Source organism: Streptosporangium sp. NPDC002524 (assembly GCF_040295985.1).
Taxonomy (GTDB): Bacteria; Actinomycetota; Actinomycetes; order Streptosporangiales; family Streptosporangiaceae; genus Streptosporangium.
Genome location: NZ_JBEOWK010000004.1, coordinates 231,278 through 249,286 on the forward strand (window position 1 = coordinate 231,278; position 18,009 = coordinate 249,286).

Annotated in this window: 18 protein-coding genes; 10 read left to right on the top strand and 8 right to left on the bottom strand. The window is 70.8% G+C overall.

The window, feature by feature from the left end; translation table 11 throughout:
* The first annotated feature begins 102 nt into the window (after positions 1-102).
* Positions 103-912 (top strand): hypothetical protein, encoded by an 810-nt coding sequence (locus tag ABT053_RS08110; RefSeq protein ID WP_350968170.1) that lies wholly within the window; start codon positions 103-105, stop codon positions 910-912.
* A gap of 278 nt (positions 913-1,190) precedes the next feature.
* Positions 1,191-2,051, top strand: a complete 861-nt coding sequence (locus ABT053_RS08115; protein ID WP_350968171.1) for an alpha/beta fold hydrolase — start codon at positions 1,191-1,193, stop codon at positions 2,049-2,051.
* Positions 2,052-2,262: 211 nt separating this feature from the next.
* Here ABT053_RS08115 and ABT053_RS08120 read toward each other — a convergent pair whose 3' ends face one another.
* The 6 genes from ABT053_RS08120 to ABT053_RS08145 all read right to left on the bottom strand — a co-directional run bounded on the left by ABT053_RS08120 (position 2,263) and on the right by ABT053_RS08145 (position 6,528).
* Positions 2,263-2,634, bottom strand: a complete 372-nt coding sequence (locus ABT053_RS08120; RefSeq protein ID WP_350968172.1) for a hypothetical protein — start codon at positions 2,632-2,634, stop codon at positions 2,263-2,265.
* A gap of 12 nt (positions 2,635-2,646) precedes the next feature.
* On the bottom strand, positions 2,647-3,027 hold the full coding sequence (locus ABT053_RS08125; RefSeq protein WP_350968173.1) for a roadblock/LC7 domain-containing protein: 381 nt from the start codon (positions 3,025-3,027) through the stop codon (positions 2,647-2,649).
* A gap of 76 nt (positions 3,028-3,103) precedes the next feature.
* Positions 3,104-3,997 carry a hypothetical protein gene (locus ABT053_RS08130; RefSeq protein ID WP_350968174.1) on the bottom strand — a complete coding sequence of 298 codons (894 nt, stop codon included), beginning with the start codon at positions 3,995-3,997 and terminating at the stop codon, positions 3,104-3,106.
* 3 nt (positions 3,998-4,000) lie between these two features.
* Positions 4,001-4,381: a roadblock/LC7 domain-containing protein gene (locus tag ABT053_RS08135; RefSeq protein WP_350968175.1), complete on the bottom strand. Its 381-nt coding sequence runs from the start codon at positions 4,379-4,381 to the stop codon at positions 4,001-4,003.
* 144 nt (positions 4,382-4,525) lie between these two features.
* Positions 4,526-5,746 carry a DUF4032 domain-containing protein gene (locus tag ABT053_RS08140; RefSeq protein WP_350968176.1) on the bottom strand — a complete coding sequence of 407 codons (1,221 nt, stop codon included), beginning with the start codon at positions 5,744-5,746 and terminating at the stop codon, positions 4,526-4,528.
* Between the two features lie 134 nt (positions 5,747-5,880).
* Positions 5,881-6,528, bottom strand: coding sequence for a class II aldolase/adducin family protein (locus ABT053_RS08145; protein WP_350968177.1), 648 nt, complete (start codon positions 6,526-6,528; stop codon positions 5,881-5,883).
* Positions 6,529-6,859: 331 nt separating this feature from the next.
* Here ABT053_RS08145 and ngcE point away from each other — a divergent pair, with 331 nt between their 5' ends.
* From ngcE to ABT053_RS08180, 7 genes are all read left to right on the top strand, one after another.
* The gene (gene ngcE / locus ABT053_RS08150) at positions 6,860-8,317 is read left to right on the top strand and encodes an N-acetylglucosamine/diacetylchitobiose ABC transporter substrate-binding protein (protein ID WP_350968178.1); all 1,458 of its coding nucleotides are present in this window, start codon (positions 6,860-6,862) and stop codon (positions 8,315-8,317) included.
* A gap of 6 nt (positions 8,318-8,323) precedes the next feature.
* Positions 8,324-9,235 carry a carbohydrate ABC transporter permease gene (locus ABT053_RS08155; RefSeq protein ID WP_350968179.1) on the top strand — a complete coding sequence of 304 codons (912 nt, stop codon included), beginning with the start codon at positions 8,324-8,326 and terminating at the stop codon, positions 9,233-9,235.
* Positions 9,235-10,143 carry a carbohydrate ABC transporter permease gene (locus ABT053_RS08160; protein WP_350968180.1) on the top strand — a complete coding sequence of 303 codons (909 nt, stop codon included), beginning with the start codon at positions 9,235-9,237 and terminating at the stop codon, positions 10,141-10,143. Before ABT053_RS08155 ends, ABT053_RS08160 begins: the two co-directional genes overlap by 1 nt.
* A 107-nt stretch (positions 10,144-10,250) precedes the next feature.
* Positions 10,251-10,853, top strand: a complete 603-nt coding sequence (locus ABT053_RS08165) for a hypothetical protein (protein ID WP_350968181.1) — start codon at positions 10,251-10,253, stop codon at positions 10,851-10,853.
* Entirely contained in the window at positions 10,840-11,130 is a 291-nt protein-coding gene (locus ABT053_RS08170; RefSeq protein WP_350968182.1) for a 4a-hydroxytetrahydrobiopterin dehydratase, read from the top strand. Before ABT053_RS08165 ends, ABT053_RS08170 begins: the two co-directional genes overlap by 14 nt.
* 90 nt (positions 11,131-11,220) lie before the next feature.
* A complete protein-coding gene (locus ABT053_RS08175; RefSeq protein WP_350968183.1) occupies positions 11,221-12,216 on the top strand; it encodes a 1-aminocyclopropane-1-carboxylate deaminase/D-cysteine desulfhydrase in 996 nt (331 codons plus the stop codon).
* Between the two features lie 396 nt (positions 12,217-12,612).
* Entirely contained in the window at positions 12,613-13,188 is a 576-nt protein-coding gene (locus tag ABT053_RS08180; RefSeq protein ID WP_350968184.1) for a superoxide dismutase family protein, read from the top strand.
* A 190-nt stretch (positions 13,189-13,378) separates the two neighbouring features.
* Here the strand turns inward: ABT053_RS08180 and ABT053_RS08185 are convergent, their stop codons facing one another.
* Together ABT053_RS08185 and ABT053_RS08190 are read right to left on the bottom strand one after the other, a co-directional pair.
* Positions 13,379-14,365 (bottom strand): pirin family protein, encoded by a 987-nt coding sequence (locus tag ABT053_RS08185; RefSeq protein ID WP_350968185.1) that lies wholly within the window; start codon positions 14,363-14,365, stop codon positions 13,379-13,381.
* Between the two features lie 219 nt (positions 14,366-14,584).
* Positions 14,585-15,994, bottom strand: a complete 1,410-nt coding sequence (locus tag ABT053_RS08190) for a serine hydrolase (protein ID WP_350968186.1) — start codon at positions 15,992-15,994, stop codon at positions 14,585-14,587.
* Positions 15,995-16,179: 185 nt separating this feature from the next.
* Here ABT053_RS08190 and ABT053_RS08195 point away from each other — a divergent pair, with 185 nt between their 5' ends.
* On the top strand, positions 16,180-17,997 hold the full coding sequence (locus ABT053_RS08195; protein ID WP_350968187.1) for a sensor histidine kinase: 1,818 nt from the start codon (positions 16,180-16,182) through the stop codon (positions 17,995-17,997).
* The last annotated feature ends 12 nt before the right edge of the window (positions 17,998-18,009 follow it).

The window sequence follows — 18,009 nt, forward strand, 5'->3', positions numbered from 1 at the left end:
CCGACGAGCGCGTCCCCGCCAGTGCACCCCCTTCGGTGTGTCGCACACGGCTGCCCCGTTCCCTCGCGAAAGAGCCTTTTCTCCATGCGCCCCATCTTTGGTATGCACAAGAACGGCCTGAGCAAGTCCACCTGGCAGAACGACAATCCTCGCGGCAAGCGTCTCGCGGCCGCCGCCCTGATCGGTGCGAGCGTCCTCGCCTCCGCCGGTGTCGCCCTGGCGCTGCCCGCCACTCCCTGCTTCGCCGCCACCGCCGACCCCGAGGTCGGCGTGGCGAAGGCCAGTGCCGAGACCGTCCTCCTCCAGGGCGCGACCACGGCCTCCTACTTCTGGGACGACTCCTCCGGCCGGGCCGGTGACACCGGGCTGCCCGCCAGCGGCAGGCCGATGCAGAAGGGCATGATCGCCAGCCCGAGCTGGCCCCTGCTCACCGAGGGCTACATCATCTACAAGGGCAAGAAGGCCAAGTTCTTCGTCGGCGACCGCGGTCCGGGCTCCCCCTCGAACCAGGGCATCATGATCGACATCGACGCCAAGACCTTCGCCGACCTGACCGGTGGAACGTTCAACGCCGGCACGCTCGGCGTGGACGGCAACGGCGGCATGGGCCACATCGACATCAAGTACGTGGTCACCAAGTGGGGTGGCGGTACGGGGATCAAGAACCACCCCGTCGCGTTCTCCACCGGTGCCTGGAGCCGCAGGGACACCAGCCCGGCCAAGCCCCCGACGGTCGTCTTCGCCAAGGCCCAGGAACTGGGGATCGGCGTGCAGACCCAGCTGGCGAGCGCCGCGGCCCGGCCGTGGGCCGGCAAGCCCAAGGTCATGGTCGAGCCCGCCTCCTGGCACGCGCAGGCCGACGCGGCCGCCGCCGGCGCCCGAGCCGCCGCGATCGGCGCCGGAAAGAGCTGAGCCGGGAAGGGCTGAGCCGGGGCCTCCCCGCTCCCGGCCTCCCTCCTACGGGGACCAGGCCCACCAGGCTCTCGCCTGAACGGAACCCCCTGGCCGGAACCCCCTGGCCGGAGCTTCCCCGGCTCCCGGCCTTCCTTCCGCGGAGACCCGGCCCACCGGGCTCCCGTCCGGCGGGGCCCCCGGCCGAGGTTCTCCCCCCGGAGCCCACCCCGCCGGTGACCCGCTTTCCCCCGAATGGCATTCTGTCCCGCGGAACCAGCAAGGACGGTAGGAGCGCCATGACTCTGCGGGCCCCGGCGAACGGCATCGAGATCGCCTACGAAACCTTCGGCTCTCCGGGAGGCCGCCCCCTCCTGCTGATCACGGGCCTCGGCTGCCAGATGATCCAGTGGGACGAGAGGTTCTGCGCGCTGCTCGCGGACCGCGGGTACCACGTGGTGCGTTTCGACAACCGCGACAGCGGCGAGAGCACCCACCTGAACGAGGCGGGGACGCCCGCCCTGGACGGGAGCGGGGAGGTCCCCTACCTGCTGGACGACATGGCCGACGACTCCGCCGGGCTGCTCGACGCGCTCGGCTGGGACACGGCCCACGTGATCGGCCTCTCGATGGGCGGGATGATCGCGCAGTCACTCGCGATCCGCCATCCGCGCCGGGTGCGCAGCCTCACCTCGATCATGTCCACCCCGAGCCCGCGGGCCGCCCTGCTGACCGATCCGGACGTGCTCATGCCGGCCTTCACGCCCGACCGCGAGAGCGCGATCCGGCGGGCCCTCGACAACTGCGCGGCCGTCGGCTCGCCCGGCTACCCGTTCGACCGGGAGTGGAACGCCGAGATCGCCGGGCTGGGCTACGACCGGTCGTACGACCCGGCGGGCACGGCGAGGCAGGTGGCCGCGATCATGGCCTCCGGCGACCGCGCGCCCCGGCTCAAGGAGCTCGCGGTCCCGGCTCTCGTGCTGCACGGGGAGGACGACCCGCTCGTCCCGCTGCCCGCCGGGATCGCCACGGCCGACGCGATCCCCGGCGCCCGGCTGATCACCTTCCCCGGCATGGGGCACGACCTGCCCGCCGAGCTCTGGCCCGCCGTCGTCGACGCGATCGACGAGCTCACCGCCGCCGCGGACTCCGGGCGGTGACCTCCGGCACGCCCCGCTCTCCCCGGCCTCTCCGGTAAAGCGCCGGGAGGGCTCCGGGAAGGCTCGGCGAGGGCTGCTCCAAGAGAGCTGCTCCAAGAAGACTTCGGGAGGCCCGGGGAGACTCGGTGAAGGCTTCGGGATGAAGCCCGCAAGGCTCCGGGAGGGCTCCGGTGCGGTCCGTGCCTCCCGGGGCGCGGGCCGCACCGGAGGATCACACTTCGAGCTTCTCCTCGATGCCGCGCAGGACGTGCCGCGCGAGCGCGAGGTTGGCCCGGTTCCGGTCGAGAGCCAGGTAGAGGAACAGCCCTTTGCCGCTCCGGCCCGAGATCGGGCGGATGATGTGGTACTGCGTGCCGAGCGTGATGAGGATGTCCTCGATGCCGTCCTTGAGGCCGAGCGACTCCATGGTCCGCAGCTTGGCCTTGACGACCTCGGTGTTACCCGCCGCCGCGACCTGCAGGTCGAGGTCCTTGGACCCGCCGAGCGCGCCCAGCGCCATCCCGCTGTTGTAGTCGACGACGACCGCGCCGATGGCGCCGTCGATCGTCATCATCTCCTTGAGCGAGACGTCCATGTTGCCCATTGCTGTCTCCGATCACTGGGGTGTCGATACGCGTGAGCTGACGGCGGCCAGCCTCGCCGCCGTCTTGCGGCCCTCGATCCGGAGCAGCCCGAGGTTGGTCCCCGGGCGCGCCAGGACCGTGAGGACGATCTTGGGTCCGGCGGCGTAGAACGCCGCGTAGCCGTTGGTGCCGGAGATCAGCGTCTCCTCGAAGGTGCCCTTGCCGGCCATGCTCGTCATCCGGCGGCTGAGGGCCAGCACCGCGGAGGAGAGCGCGCCGGTCTGCTCGCTGTCCCTCTCCAGGTCGCTCGCTATCGTCAGACCGTCGACGCTGCACGCGATGCTCCCGTTCACGTCGGGTACGCGTTCTCGCAGCGCCGCCATCTCGCGCCGGATCTCCTCGCGCAGTTCCACCGGCATCCTCCTTCCGATCAGCTTCGGCGTCCGCAGCCTTATCGGCATGTGACCGGGCTCAAGTCGCTCAAGTCGCTCAAGTCATGGCCTCCAATGCGTTCCTGAGCCGGATGAGCAGGTTGACGTCGGACGGGTCCCCGTTCGCCCTGGGGAGCCACTCCCGCGTCTCGGAGGAGCCCGTACCGGCCGCCGGGATCTCCGTGGCGCCCCTCGTCCGCCTGGGCAGCGGGTCCGGTGGCGCGGGAGCCTCAAGGGCCTCGGGGGTCTCCGGAGCCCCGAGAACCTCGGCCGGACCGGGCTCCGGGACGCGGAGCAGCCCGGACGAGGCGAGCTGCCGTACGGCGAGCAGCACCGAGTACGCGGGACGGCCCAGCTTGCGCGCCAGCTCGGCCGGGGTGGCCGTGGAGTCGGCGCCGACCAGCACCTCCCACTGGAGCGAGCTCAGCACCACCCGCTGGGCGCCGATGCGCGCCAGCGGGACGACCGGGAGCGTGTCCAGCTCCGCGGACGGCCAGGTCTGTTCCAACTGCGCCCTCCTCCGCTCGCACTCCCGGAGCAGGCCGGTCGCGTCGAAGTACCACTGAGGTCCGAGCCAGTGCCGCTCTCCCCGCCGGAACCTGGGCCGGTGCCCGGTGGCCCGCAGCAGGAAGTACGCGGCGTCGAGCACCGTGCTCAGCACGCAGAACTCCAGCTCCCCCCTGGTGAGCAGGCCCTGCGCGACCAGCCGCTCACCTCCCGACGGCCGCGAGCCGGGTTGCTGACGGGAGGCGGCCTGCCTGGCCTGCCGTACGGCGTGGGCGGATATCCCCCGGCGGGCGGCGAGCAGGTCCTCCAGCCGGGGGGCGGCCGCGCTCTCGGCGTAGGTCACCCGGCCGTCGGTGAGGTAGATGACCCCCGCCTTGCCGAGCCGCAGGGAGCCGGTGGCGTGGTCGCCGGCGAGCCCGCTGAGGATGTTCCCGACGCTTGGCATGTCTCACGTCGACATCAGGCGGCCGGAAAGGGCCTGGAGGCGGTGGCGGGCGAGTGCCAGGTTCGAGCGTTCGAGATCGAGCCTGACGTAAACGACCAGGGGGCCGTCGAAAGGCGTTTCCAGTGGCCGCAGCAGATGGTGGCCGCCGTCCGTGGTGATGATCATGTCGTTGATCCGGACCGTACCGCCGGGCGAGGTGAGGACGAGCCCGTCGAGCGTCGCGCGCAGGGTCTCGCTCAGCCCCGCGGCCGACCTCTCCACGTCGGCGTGGCGGCTCACACCGCCGGTGGCCACCGCGGTCCCGCTGGTCTGATCGATGAGGATCGCGTCCAGGGCGCCGGGGATGGCCATCACCTCGGTGAGGCAGTCTTCTATTCCGAGCACGTGCTCTCCCTTGCCGGCGACTTCAGGCGTCGCCCGGTCAGCGTAGGGAAAACGCTCGGGAACCGACCTTCCTGACTAGGGCTTTGATAGGAGAAGGCATACGATTCTCCAACCGAGTGGGAAGTAATACACCCCGGGTGGAAATCAACCCGTTGGGTCGTCGGTGATGAGTGCCTCTTCGTCCGGCTTGAAAACAAGAATGTTCTTCACATAGGAATTCACCGCGGCGGGCAGCCCGACGTCGTTCCCGGCCTCCTCCGACATGTACCAGCGGTGGTCGAGCACCTCGTGGAAGAACTGGGCGGGCTCCAGCTTGCCCCGCAGCTCCTGGGGCACGGCCAGCACCGTGGGCTGGAAGACCTCGGCGAGCCAGCGGTGGGCCACGATCGCCTCGTCCTCGTGGCGGAGGCCGTGCGACACGCGGAAGGAGTCGAGGTCGTTGAGGAGGCGCCTGGCCTGGTTCTCCTCCACGTCCAGGCCGGTCAGCCGCAGCAGCCTGCGCTGGTGGTGCCCGGCGTCCACGACCTTGGGCCGGACGATCAGCCGCCCGGTGCCCGCCTTGCGGCGGACCATCATCTCCGCGACGTCGAACCCCAGGGAGTTCAGCCGGCGGATCCGCTGGTCGATCATGTGCCAGTCGACCTCGTCGATGATGTCGTCGGAGGTGAGCTCGCCCCACAGGCGGTGGTAGCGCCGGACGACCGAGTCGGCGATCTGCTCGGGGTCGATGGAGGGGTGCAGCAGCTCGCCCGCCTCCAGGTCGAGCATCTCGCCGAAGATGTTGGTGTGCGCGACGTCGATGTCGTACAGCCGCTGGCCCTCGCTGAGCATGGGGTGCAGCTCGCCGGTCTCGGCGTCGACCAGGTAGGCGGCGAAGGAGCCCGCGTCCCTGCGGAACAGGACGTTCGACAGCGAGCAGTCGCCCCAGTAGAAGCCGCTGATGTGCAGCCGCACGAACAGCACGGCCAGGGCGTCGAGCAACCGGTTGAGCGTCTCCGGCCGGACCGTCCCGGACATGACCGCGCGGTAGGGCAGGGAGAACTGCAGGTGCTGGGTGACGAGCGCCGAGTCGAGCGGCTCGCCGTCCGCGTCGGTCCGTCCGGTGACCACGGCCACCGGCTCGACGGACGGGGTGTCCATCCGGCTCAGGTCCCACAGCAGGCGGTACTCGCGCTTGGCGTAGTACTCGCTGATCTCCTTGATCGCGTACACCTTGCCCGACAGGCGGGCGAAGCGCACCACGTGCCGGGAGATGCCGCGCGGCAGGGAGACCAGCCGGTGCTCGGGCCACTGCTCCAGCGGGACGTCCCAGGGCAGGCGGATGAGGTCCGGATCGCTCGGGGCGCCGGTGAGCTGGAGGGGCATGCGGTCAGTCCTCGCGACGGGAAGTTCGGCGGTGCGCCGGGCGGGCGGGTGGTCGGGCCGCGGCCGGTTCGCGCGGCGAGGCGGTGGGGGAGCCGGTGGCGTACGGGCCGGAGGCGGCGGCGGCCGGGCCGTGGTCAGTCCTCGCGGCGGGGGAAGGCGGGCGGGTCGAAGGCGCGCCGGACCACCGCGGCGAGTTGCTCCTCGGTGAGCACGCGGGGCTCGCCGACGCTCCTGGCCCGTACGTAGACCTCGCAGAGCCACTCCAGCAGCCGGGTCGCCTCGAAGGCCCCGTCCAGGTCGTCGCCGATCGTGACCCCGCCGTGGTTGGCCAGCAGCGCGGCCCGCCGGTCCTTGAGGGCGGTCCTGACGGAGGCGGCGAGCTCGGGGGTGCCGTAGGTGGCGTACTCGGCGACCCTGACGGTCCCGCCGAGCAGCAGGACGTTGTAGTGGATCGGCGGCAGCTCGCTCATGGTCGTGGCGACCACGGTGCCGAAGACGGAGTGGGTGTGCACGACGGCGCCCGCGCCGGTGGTCGTATAGACCGCCAGGTGCATGGGGGTCTCCGAGGAGGGCCGCAGGTCGCCCTCGACGAGGTGTCCCTCGATGTCGACGACCGGGCAGGTCTCGGGCTCCAGCCGGTCGAGGGAGACGCCGCTGGGCGTCACGGCGACCAGGTCGCCCGCGCGCACGCTGAGATTTCCCGCGGTTCCGACGACCAGCCCGGTCGCGGCGGCCCGGTGGCCGTACTCACACAGCAGTCGGCGCTGCTCGGCCAGCAACATGTTCCCAAAAGTAGGGGGTTGCGGTACTGGGCGGCAAACCCCCATTATCTGGTCTAGACCGGTTGTCGATCCACGATGGCCGGAGAGCACGGTTCCTTTACCCTCCCATGGACCGTACGTCAACGGTTTGCCGGGAAATATCGGCTACTGTGTGCCGTTCTGTCATTGGATTGCACTTCCCTGGCGTTTGGTTTCTACCGGATATGTCGCGAGGACATCACGGCTCGGTCTAGACCGGCTACGAGCTCTTGACGGTGGACTCCGGGGGTACGTACCTTCGGGCAAACGTTTAGGAAACTTTCCTAATTGATCCCCCGTCCAGGAGGGTTACATGTCCAAATCGGCTGGTACGCCCGGAGATATCACTCGGCGGCAGATGCTCCGCCGGATCGGCATGACCGCTCTGGTCGCCGGTCCCGGCGCCGGGCTGCTCACCGCCTGCGCCACCGGCGGCGGCGCGGCCCCCGCCGCACCGGCCTCCGCGGCCCCCTCCGCGGGCGGCGCGGTCTCCGCGGCGAACCCGTTCGGCGTCGCCGCCGACGCGCCCCTCGAGGTCGTCATCTTCAAGGGCGGCCTGGGCGACAGCTACGCGACCGAGGTCCACGAGCCGCTGTACCAGAAGGCGTTCCCGCAGGCCAAGGTCAAGCACGTCGCCACCCAGCAGATCGCGCAGACCCTGCAGCCGCGGTTCGCCGGCGGCGACGTCCCCGACATGATCGCCAACTCCGGCACCGACCTGATGGACAACGGAGCCCTGCAGCAGGAGGGCCAGCTCCTGGAGCTCACCGAGCTGTGGGACGCCCCCTCGATCGACGACCCGAGCAAGAAGGTGCGCGACATGGTCGCGCCGGGCACCGTCGAGTCGGGCCTCATCAGCGGCAAGCCGTACCTGATGAACTACGTCTTCTCCGCGTACGGCCTCTGGTACGACTCCGCGCTGTTCGAGAAGAACGGCTGGACCCCGCCGAAGACCTTCGAGGAGTTCAAGACCTTCGCCGAGAAGGCCAAGGCCGCCGGGATCACCCCCTTCGCGTACGCGGGCAAGAACGCCGCCTACTACGCGTACTGGATGATCCTCATCTCCGCCGCGAAGATCGAGGGCAACCAGATCCTGGTCGACGTCGACAACCTCGTCGACGGTGTCTGGCAGCGCGACGCCATGAAGCAGTCCGCCGCAGCCTGGGCCGAGATCGCCAAGTACATGGACAAGTCCTTCGAGGGCCTGATCCACACCGAGGTGCAGCTCCGCCAGAACCAGGGCAAGGTCGCGCTGTACCCCTCCGGCTCCTGGCTGGAGAACGAGCAGAAGGCCCAGACCCCGGAGACCTTCAAGTACGCGCTGACGCCCACCCCCAGCGTCACCGCGGCCGACAAGATGCCGTTCGAGGCCATCCGCGCCGCCGCCGGAGAGGCCTACATCGTCCCCGCCAAGGCCAAGAACCCCAAGGGCGGCCTGGAGTACCTGCGCATCATGCTCTCCAAGGAGGGCGCGAGGGGCTTCACCGAGAAGTCGGGCAACATCACCGTCGTGACCGGTGCCGCCGACGGCCTGGAGCTGTCGCCCGGCAACGCGAGCCTCAGCGCCGCGCAGACCGCCGCGGGCCAGAACATCGTCACCTTCAGCAGCTTCGAGAACTGGTACAAGGAGTTCGAGACCGAGCTGCGCAAGCAGACCAACGCGCTCATGTTCGGCCGCATCTCCGCCGACGAGTTCTGCGAGAAGATGCAGAAGGCCGCCGACAAGACCAAGTCCGACTCGTCCATCACCAAGCAGAACCGGACGGTGTAGCTCCCGATGCGGCAGGGCAAGTATCCGTTCATCGTCGGCTTTCTGGCCGCGCCGGTCCTCCTCTACGTGGTCTTCGTGATCAGCCCGTACATCCAGGCTTTCTACATCTCGATGACCAACTGGAAGGGCATCTCGGCGAACCCTCAGTTCATCGGCCTGGAGAACTTCACCAGGCTCTTTGACGACGAGGTCTTCTGGGCCGCGGTGCGGCACCACGGTGTTCTGCTGCTTGTCATGCCGCTGGTCACGATCGTGATCGCCCTGTTCTTCGCCTTCCTGCTCAACCTGAGCGGCGGGCAGCGGGGCGGCCGGATGACCGGGATCTGGGGCTCGAAGGTCTATCGTGTGATCTTCTTCCTGCCCCAGGTCCTGGCCGTGGCCATCGTCGGCGTGCTCTTCCAGGCGATCTACCGCCCGGACGGCACCGGCGTGATCAACGGCCTGCTCGGCAAGGTCGGCGTCGGCCCGGTCGGCTGGCTCATCGACCCGGACATCGCCCTGCTCTCGATCATCGCGGTGATGGTCTGGCAGGCCGTCGGCTTCTACGTGGTCCTGTTCTCGGCGGGAATGTCCTCCATCCCCAAGGACGTGTTCGAGGCCGCCGCGCTGGACGGCGCGGGCCGGTTCACCCTGTTCTTCAGGATCACGATCCCGCTGCTGTGGGACACCATGCAGGTCGCCTGGGTCTATCTCGGCATCGCCGCGTTCGACGCCTTCGCCCTGGTCCAGGTCCTCTCGGTCGACCGGGGCGGGCCCGACAACTCCACGACGGTGCTGCCGATGGAGATCTGGCGGACGGCGTTCAACTTCTCCAAGTTCGGTTACGCGTCGGCGATGGGCGTGGCGCTGTTCTTCATGACCATCACGTTCGCCGCCCTCACCCTGCGCGTGACCCGGCGCGAGAGGATCGAGTTCTGATGGCCACGGACACGGCGCGCAAGCCCGACGCCACCCGCCCCGCCGCCCCCGCGCCCGTCGGGCGCCGCGCGAAGAACCCGCTGGGGGTCTTCGGCGCGCTGTCCCACGTCGCGCTGCTGGTCTGGGCGATCCTGATCGTCGGCCCGATCGTCTGGACGTTCCTGTCGTCGTTCAAGACCAACACCGAGATCTTCGGGGACGCCATCACCCTCCCGGCCACCTTCGGCTGGGACGCCTGGGGCCGGGCCTGGGAGAAGGCCCACATCGGCCAGTACATGCTGAACACCGTCTTCGTGGTGGCGTGCAGCACGGCGGGCACCATGCTCCTGGGCTCGATGGCCGCGTACGTGCTGGCGCGCTACACCTTCCCCGGCAACAGGCTGGTCTACTTCCTGTTCGTGTCGGGCATGACGTTCCCGGTCTTCCTCGCGCTGGTCCCGCTGTTCTTCGTGGTGAAGAACCTGGGCCTGATCGACACCCACCTCGGCCTGATCCTGGTCTACATCGCCTACTCGCTGCCGTTCACCGTCTTCTTCCTGTCGGCGTTCTTCAAGACGCTGCCCACCTCGGTGGCCGAGGCGGCGATGATGGACGGCTGCTCGCACACCCGGACGTTCTTCCAGGTCATGATGCCGATGGCCAAGCCGGGCCTGATCAGCATCACGATCTTCAACATCCTCGGTCAGTGGAACCAGTACCTCCTGCCGATCGTGCTGCTCTCCGGCAACGTCGAGGACAAGTGGGTGATCACCCAGGGCGTCGCCAACATCTCCACCAGCGCCGGGTACGAGGCCGACTGGCCGGGCCTGTTCGCCGCGCTGAGCATGGCCATCATCCCCGTGATGATCATTTACATCATCTTCCAGCGCCAGATCCAGTCGGGTCTCACCTCCGGCGCCGTCAAATGACCGGATCCGGTCAGATTAAGAGTTCCGGCGAGTAATCCCGGGAGTGCCGTCGGGAGTCGTTCATATTCGGAACGACTCCTGTCCCCTCCCCGCGGAGAACCCGACACATGGCCCACCACGACCCCGACTTCCCCTTCCCCTTCTTCGGCGCGGGGGAGGCGAGCTACTACATGTGGGCCGAGGTGCACGTACGCTTCGCCCGGCAGCCCAGCACCTCCCAGCGCGCGGTCATCGTCGACACCGTCCCGGTGCCCCTGCGCGGGGCGCTCGACTGGTGCGAGGGCCGCCAGCTGATGGTGGCCAGCGGGCTGTTCCTGCACGGCACGGTGGTCCGCTCCTACCCGGCCGCCCCCGGCGAGTCCGACCGCATCGGCGACGACGGCTGGCTGTACGCCGCCCCCTCCCGGATCGCCGCCCTCAACGCCGACATCGAGAGATGGCTGCTCCGCATCCACCGGGAGTGCCCGGTCCTGGCCGCCTACCGCGCCGAAGACCCCGACAGCGGCGGCACCCGCCTGTCGGACTGGCACGAGTGGAGCCTCGCCCGGCTGCCCGGCCTGCTGCCCGAGCTGGAGCCCCTCCTCGACCAGGCCAGCCACGCCACGTCCATGGCCCAGGGCATCATGGCCATGGCCCGGCGCGCCGGAAGCCTGCCCAGGCTTGGCGTCTTCGCCGGAGACATGATCTCCTGGGAGGATGAACCTGCTTGACGACTCCGCGGTCGACGATCGGCTGACCGGCCTGCCCGAGTGGCGGCGCGAGGGCGACGAGATCCGCCGCACGATCGACGCCACCGACTTCCCGACCGCGATCCGCATCGTCGACGAGATCGCGGTCGAGGCCGAGCAACTCGACCACCACCCCGACATCGACATCCGCTGGCGCACCCTCCACCTGGCGCTCAGCACGCACAGCGCGGGCGGCCTGACGGAGCTCGACTTCACCCTCGCCGCCCGCATCGACGAGATAGCCGCGGCCAACGCCTGAACCGCTCCCCGGCCGACCATGACCCACCCGGAACCCGGACCGCCGCGGCCCGGCCGGACGTCTTCCCCGTCCCCTGTGGGGCTCGCCCGGATGTCGCTCTCGCCCTTCGCGGAGTTCGGCGGACCGTCCCCCTCGTCCCTCGCGGAGCTCGACCGGACGCCGCCCTCACCCCTCAGGGAGCCCGACCGGATGTCGCTCTCGTCCCTCGCGGAGTTCGGCCGGACGCCGCCCTCGCCTCTCGTGGAGCTCGACGACCCCCGCCTCGCCCGCGCGGGCGTACGCGTGATCCTGAAGCGCGACGACCTGATCCACCCGCTCCTGCCGGGCAACAAGTGGCGCAAGCTCAAGTACAACCTGGCGCGGGCCGCAGAGCTGGGCCACGAGACCCTGCTGACCTTCGGCGGCGCCTACTCCAACCACGTGCGGGCCGTCGCCGCGGCCGGGGCCCGCTTCGGGTTCCGGACCGTCGGCGTCATCCGGGGCGAGGAGCACCTGCCGCTCAACGACGTCCTGGCCTTCGCGGCGGGCTCGGGGATGCGGCTGGTCTACCTGGACCGCACCACCTACCGCGCCAAGGACACCGCGCCCGTCGTCGAGGCGCTCCGCCGGAGGTTCGGCCGGTTCTACCTGCTGCCCGAGGGCGGCAGCAACGAGCAGGCCGTCCGCGGCTGCGCCGAGCTCCCCGGGGAGATCGGCGTGCCGTTCGACGTCGTGTGCTGCCCCGTCGGCACCGGAGGCACGCTCGCGGGCATCGCCGCCGGGCTGCCCGCCGGGCGGCGGGCCCTGGGATTCTCCGTCCTGAGGGGAGCGCGGTCCCTGGACGGCGACGTCGCCAGGCTCCAGGCGGCCACCTACGGAGAGGTGTCGGCCAACTGGGCGATCGACCACGACTTCCACGCGGGGGGCTACGCCAGGCGCGCTCCCGAGCTGGACGCGTTCGCCGACGACTTCGCCGACCGGCACGGGATGTCACTCGACCGGATCTACGTGGCGAAGATGATGTGGGGCGTCCTCACCCTCGCGGAACGCGGGGCCTTCCCCGAGGACACCACGATCGTCGCCGTCGTGACGGGCTCGATGTCGTGACGGGCCGGGCGTTGTGACGGGCTCGATGTCGTGAGGGGCTCGACGCTGCGACGGCCCGATGTCGTGAGGGGTCGGACGTGGTGGCGGGCCCGATGTCGTGACGGGCTCGATGAAGGCGGTTCCGGTGTGACGGACCGGGCGAGGGCGGCTCGCCCTTTGCCGTGATCTCCGCCTTTCCACGCGCGGCACGGACATCGCACGAACACCGCACGGACATCGCGCGGTCCTCACCGGACGCCCGCCGAATCCTCGCCGAATCATCACCGCATCCCCGCCGGGTTCCCGTCGAGGATCTCCGGGGCGGCGTGGCCGGGAGCGGTCAATACCCAGCGTGGTCATATGATCACTCGATATGGTGGGCGCTGCTCTTCTCCGGCCCGGTCAAGGAGATCGTGGATGCGCATTCTGGGAGTTCTCGCCGCCGTCGTCGTCCTGCTCTGCGCGGGCTGCGGCGAGCAGGTCGCCGCGCCTCATCCGGCCGGGCACAGCCCCGGCGCGGGTCCGAGCGCCGAGGGGATCCGCCTCGCCGGGGGCGGCACGTTCACCAGTCCCGCGCCGCGCGCCTCCGCCATCGTCTACGACACCGCGTTGGTGCCCCCCGGTGCGTCGGCGCAGGTCACCATGGAGTCGGGGGCGGTCCTCGCCACCGCCAGGGTCGTCGTCAAGGGCATGCTGCACAGCCGCACGTACGGGGCGCACCTGCACGTCAACGCGTGCGGTTTCAAACCGGAGGACGCCGGGCCGCACTACCAGCACTCCCACACCCAGGCGACCGCCGAGAACGAGGTCTGGCTCGACTTCACCACCGACGTCCGGGGCGACGCCATCGCCACCACCACCCAGGACTGGGCGCTCGTCCCCGGCCGGCTGCCCAGGTCGCTCGTGATCCACGCCAAGCCCACCCGCACCACCGGCGCCGACGCCGGCACCGCCGGCCCCCGCGTCGCTTGCGTCACCCTCACCGAACGCTAGCCCCGGCAGCCGGGCCCCGTGCCGGGGCGATGACCTCACCGGCCGTGATGCTCCGATCCGCGCCGGACGCCGGGCCTCGCGTCGGCTCCCGGGCGTCGTCCCGCACCGGAGACCCCGCACGTCGGCCCCCGTACCGGATCCCGGTGCGGGGGCCGCGTGCTACGTGATCAGGCGTGGCCGTGCTACGCGATCAGGCGTGGCCGGCGGGGATGGTGCCGAGACGACCGGCCTGATAGTCCTCGAACGCCTTCGCCAGCTCCGCCTGGGTGTTCATCACGAACGGCCCGTAGTGCGCGACCGGCTCGCCGATCGGGCGGCCGCCGAGCACGATGACCTCCAGGTTGGGGCTGCGGCTCTCCTGGGTGCCCGCCGCCGACAGCGTGATGGTCTCGCCGTCGGTGCCCAGCCCGGGAAGGCTGCCGAAACCGTCGAAGACGGCCAGCTGGCCCGACTCGATCGGCTGCCGGTCACCGCCGGCGGTGCCGCGTCCCGACAGGACGTACGCGAGCGCGTTGAAATCCTTGCGCCAGGGGAGCGTCAGCCGCGAACCGGGGCTGAGGGAGGCGTGCAGCAGGGTGATCGGCGTCCGGGTGGAGCCGGGGCCGGTGAACTCGCCGACCTCGCCCGCGATGAGGCGGACCAGCGCTCCGCCGTCGTGGCTGCTGAGCAGCACGACGTTGGTCCTGCCGATGTCCTGGTACTTCGGCGCGACCATCTTCTCGCTGCCCGGCAGGTTGACCCAGAGCTGGATCCCGTGGAACAGGCCGCCCTTCTGGACCAGCCACTCCGGGGGAGCCTCCTTGTGCAGGATGCCGCCGCCGGCCGTCATCCACTGGGTGTCGCCGTCGGAGATCGTGCCGCCGCCACCGTGCGAGTCGGCGTGGTCCATCACGCCGTCGATCATGTAGGTGACGGTCTCGAAGCCCCGGTGCGGGTGCCAGGGGGTGCCCTTGGGCTCGCCCGGCGCGTAGTCGACCTCGCCCATCTGGTCCATCATGATGAACGGGTCGAGGTACTGGGACCTGATCGTCGCGAGTGCCTTGCGGACCGGGAAGCCCTCTCCCTCGAATCCGCTCGGTGCGGTGGTGACGGCCAGCACCTGGCGCTCGCGGGTGGCGTTCAGCGGCTGCGGCAGGCGGGGCAGGGTCAGCGGGTTCTCTACGGTCACGGCCGGCATTGCGGTTTCCTTCCTGCGATGTTCGCCGGTGATAACTCAGTTGATGTTTCAACTATTCCGCGACGAACGAGACCGCGACGAACGAGACCATGACGAGCGAGACCGTGGCAACGAGGTGCCACGGTCTCGGCGGTGAAGGGTGAAGGGTGAAGATCGTCGGCTGGCCGGTGGCGGTTCCCCGGTCCCCGGCCGGGTCTTTCCCGGCGTCCCCGGCCGGGGTTACCTCCCGGAGGCCAGCGCGAACCCGCCCCGGCTCAGGGAGATCAGCTCGGGGGCCGTGACCCGCTCGTCCAGCGCGCCGGCCGGGTCGCTGGTCAGCACGGTCACGACGTGGGTCCTCCCCCCGGCCGAGCGGGCCAGGTACGACAGGTCGAGGACACCCATCTCGGAACCGCCCTTCGCCCAGACCAGCGGCCACTTCTTCTTGTCGAGCCCGAGGCCGACGTCGTTGGCCGACATCACCGCGCTCACCCGCTTGCCGCCCAGCTTGAGAAGCCCGGCGTAGGCGCGGCAGACGTCGCGAGGCGAGCCGAACCACTCCAGCGTGTCGATCTCCCTGGGCTTCTGCCAGAGCACGATGTCCGACAGCGACTGCTTGGCGACCGTGTCCTTCAGGTAGGCGCGCTTGCCGGCGGTGTCGAGCGCCAGGTAGGCGCGGGCCTGCGCGGGGTGGTTCACGCCCTTGAGCAGGAAGATCTCGCGCGTGGTGAGCAGGGGGATGTTCCGCTCGGGATGGCCCGACCACAGCCGTACCTTGGCCTCCACGGCCTTGCGGCCGACCGTGTGGATCAGGATGTCGGTGGCCGTGTTGTCGCTGATCGAGATCATCAGCTTGGCGGCCTCCTCGACCGTGGTGGTGCTTCCGTCGGGGCGGCCCGTCAGCCCGTCCTCGCCCAGGCTCTTCCACTCGGGCTTGATCGTGAGCTTGGTGTCCCAGCGCAGCCCGCCGTCGCGGATCTTCTCGGCCACGGCGCCCAGCACGTACAGCTTGAAGATCGAGCCCAGTGGCCGGACCGTGTCCGGCGCCACGGCGTGCGCGACGTCGCACCTGCCCCGCGCGTCGATCTCGGCGGCGAGGAAGCCCACCCGGGGCGCGACCTCGCGGAGCCGGGCGTCGAGCTTCTTCCAGCTCTTGGGAGCGGCGGGTACGGAGGGCTCGGGAGGCGTCAGCCCGAGCAGGTTGATCTTCCCGTCGCCGTCCACGCCGAGCTGCAGGGTGAACGGCTGCTCCCCGATCGCCCCGGTCCCGGCCAGCGCGGACGGCGTCTCCTTGGTCAGCTTCTCCAGGCGGAACCCCTTCGACGCCTTGAGGAAGGCGTTGACGCCGTTGACCGTGAGCGACGAGAGGTAGCCGGAGTTGAGGTGCTCCCCGAGCTCGCTCTCCGGCAGCGGTGCCCGGTCCGGGGCGCCGAGGAACCAGCGCAGCTGCCGGCCCGCGGGGCTGTCCGGAATCTCCGGCCCGGCGAAGGACCTCCCCGCCGTGACCGTCTCGGCCGTGACCGTCTCGGCCGCGACCGTCTCAGCCGCGACAGCCGACGCGGGGACGGCCAGCGGCAGGGCCGTCGCCGGGACGGCCGCGACGGCGACGGCGAGGGCCAGCAGGCGCTTCGATCGGAACGACAACCGCATGAGATGCTCCTTCGGGATGTTCTCCGGCGTTGCGGCCACCTCCCCGATGGCCCTCGTCCGAAACTAGGAAGCGCTCCCGGCTCGCGACACCCGGCGGTCCTCCGTCTCGCGGGTGCGGCGAACCGCACCGGATGTGCGGACAACCCCCTGGACGCCGGAGCCCGCGGCAGGTCACCCTACGTCCCATGACGTCCACGGCCTCCCGAACCGTTCCGGCACCCGCGCCGCCACCGGGCCCGCCGGCGTCCGCCCCGGTCCGCGCCCTCGCCGTGTCCATGGCCGCGGTGTCGGTGACCGGAATGGTCGCGGGCGGCCTGCTGGAGGTCGGCATGCCCGCGCCGCTCAGCCAGTGGCTGTTCATCGTGGCCTGCGCGATCCTGCCCTCGGTCGGCCTGCTCATCGCGGTCAGGCGCCCCGACAACCCCTACGGCTGGCTGCTGCTGGCCACCGCCGTCTGCCTCGGTCTCGGCTGCCTCGGCGTGGGCGTCTTGGTGGCGTACGGCGACGCCCACGGCGCCCTCGCCGTGACCGGCACGCTGCTGACCTCGCTGTTCTCCGGCTTCTACGGTCTGAGCTGGGTGTTCATCCCGCTGATCTTCCCCGACGGCAGGCTGCCCTCGCCGCGCTGGCGCCCGGTCGCCTGGATCGCGGGGGTGGCGATCCTCCTGCACTGGCTGGGCGTCCTGCTGAGCCCCGACGAGGTCTACGCCTCGGCCTTCTCGTACGGCAACCCGCTGGGGCTCGAAGGCGTCGCCGGGCTGCTCGCCGCCACGGTGGGCGGGCTCGGGCAGGTGGTGGTCTTCCTCGTGGCGCTGTCGGTGCTCGCCTCCCTCGTGCTGCGAGGGCGGCGCGGCACCCTCGTCGAGCGGCGCCGCCTCCGCTGGATGATCCTCGGGACGGTGGCCGCCCTGGGCGGCTCCGTGGTGACAATGATCTTCGGGCAGGGCGGCCACGCGGTGAGCTGGGTCGGCGTCGTGACGGCGGTGGCCGCGCTGCCCGCGGTGATCGCGACCGTCGTGTTCCGCCACAACCTGCTCGACATCCGGGTGGCGGTCAGGGGCTCCAGGCTCTTCCTGGTCTTCGACCTCAGGCCGACGGTGGACGAGCTCCTGACGGAGCTCGGGCCGGGCCTGGAGGAGGCGGACCCCGTGGAGCAGCTGGGGAGGCTGGCGGAGGCCGTACGGGCGGGCCTGGAGACGCGGTGGGCCGCCGTGACGCTCGCGGACGGCACGCGGGTCGTGGCGGGCGGGGAGAGCGGGGAGGCTGTGCTCACCGTCCCGGCGGGGCTGGGGCACATCGCCTGCGGTCCCAAGGTCGCGGGGCGCCTCAACGCCGAGGACCGCAGGCTGCTCGGCTCGCTCGCGGTGCCGATCGGGCTGGCGATCCAGAGCGCGGGGCTGGCGGCGCGCCTGGTCAACGCGCAGGAGGCCGAGCGGCGGCGGATCGAGCGCAACATCCACGACGGGGCGCAGCAGCAGCTCGTCGCGCTGATCGCGGGGCTGGAGCTGGCCCGCGCCACCGGCGGCGGCCCCGGCAGCCTGGCGCTCCTGCGCGAGCAGGCCCGCCAGACCCTCACCGACCTGCGGGAGCTGGCGGCGGGCATCCACCCGTCCGTGCTCAGCCAGGGCGGCCTGGCGGAGGCGGTCGAGGAGCGCTGCTCGCGGCTGCCGGTGGCCACGGTCGTGACGGCGGACCGGGAGCTCCGCTCGCGGCGCTTCCCCGACGAGATCGAGGGAGCCCTGTACTTCACGGTCAGCGAGGCCGTCGCCAACGCGCTCAAGCACGCCGGGGCCTCCCGGATCGAGGTGCGGCTGGCCTGGTCCGGCGGGCGGCTACGGGCCACGGTCTCCGACGACGGCAGGGGTTTCGAACGGGGCGCGCCCGGCCACGGGGGCCTGGGCGCGCTCGCCGACCGGCTGGCCGCGCTCGGCGGCGGCCTCGACGTCTCCTCGGCGCCCGGCGAGGGCACCCTGGTCGGCGCCTGGGTCCCCGCGCCGGGCTGAGGGGCCGGATCC

Coding starts and splice junctions, on each gene's coding strand:
- ABT053_RS08110 (WP_350968170.1), top strand. CDS start 103: ATGCACAAGAACGGCCTGAGCAAGTCCACCTGGCAGAACGACAATCCT.
- ABT053_RS08115 (WP_350968171.1), top strand. CDS start 1,191: ATGACTCTGCGGGCCCCGGCGAACGGCATCGAGATCGCCTACGAAACC.
- ABT053_RS08120 (WP_350968172.1), bottom strand. CDS start 2,634: ATGGGCAACATGGACGTCTCGCTCAAGGAGATGATGACGATCGACGGC.
- ABT053_RS08130 (WP_350968174.1), bottom strand. CDS start 3,997: ATGCCAAGCGTCGGGAACATCCTCAGCGGGCTCGCCGGCGACCACGCC.
- ABT053_RS08140 (WP_350968176.1), bottom strand. CDS start 5,746: ATGCCCCTCCAGCTCACCGGCGCCCCGAGCGATCCGGACCTCATCCGC.
- ABT053_RS08145 (WP_350968177.1), bottom strand. CDS start 6,528: ATGTTGCTGGCCGAGCAGCGCCGACTGCTGTGTGAGTACGGCCACCGG.
- ngcE (WP_350968178.1), top strand. CDS start 6,860: ATGTCCAAATCGGCTGGTACGCCCGGAGATATCACTCGGCGGCAGATG.
- ABT053_RS08155 (WP_350968179.1), top strand. CDS start 8,324: ATGCGGCAGGGCAAGTATCCGTTCATCGTCGGCTTTCTGGCCGCGCCG.
- ABT053_RS08160 (WP_350968180.1), top strand. CDS start 9,235: ATGGCCACGGACACGGCGCGCAAGCCCGACGCCACCCGCCCCGCCGCC.
- ABT053_RS08165 (WP_350968181.1), top strand. CDS start 10,251: ATGGCCCACCACGACCCCGACTTCCCCTTCCCCTTCTTCGGCGCGGGG.
- ABT053_RS08170 (WP_350968182.1), top strand. CDS start 10,840: ATGAACCTGCTTGACGACTCCGCGGTCGACGATCGGCTGACCGGCCTG.
- ABT053_RS08175 (WP_350968183.1), top strand. CDS start 11,221: ATGTCGCTCTCGCCCTTCGCGGAGTTCGGCGGACCGTCCCCCTCGTCC.
- ABT053_RS08180 (WP_350968184.1), top strand. CDS start 12,613: ATGCGCATTCTGGGAGTTCTCGCCGCCGTCGTCGTCCTGCTCTGCGCG.
- ABT053_RS08185 (WP_350968185.1), bottom strand. CDS start 14,365: ATGCCGGCCGTGACCGTAGAGAACCCGCTGACCCTGCCCCGCCTGCCG.
- ABT053_RS08190 (WP_350968186.1), bottom strand. CDS start 15,994: ATGCGGTTGTCGTTCCGATCGAAGCGCCTGCTGGCCCTCGCCGTCGCC.
- ABT053_RS08195 (WP_350968187.1), top strand. CDS start 16,180: ATGACGTCCACGGCCTCCCGAACCGTTCCGGCACCCGCGCCGCCACCG.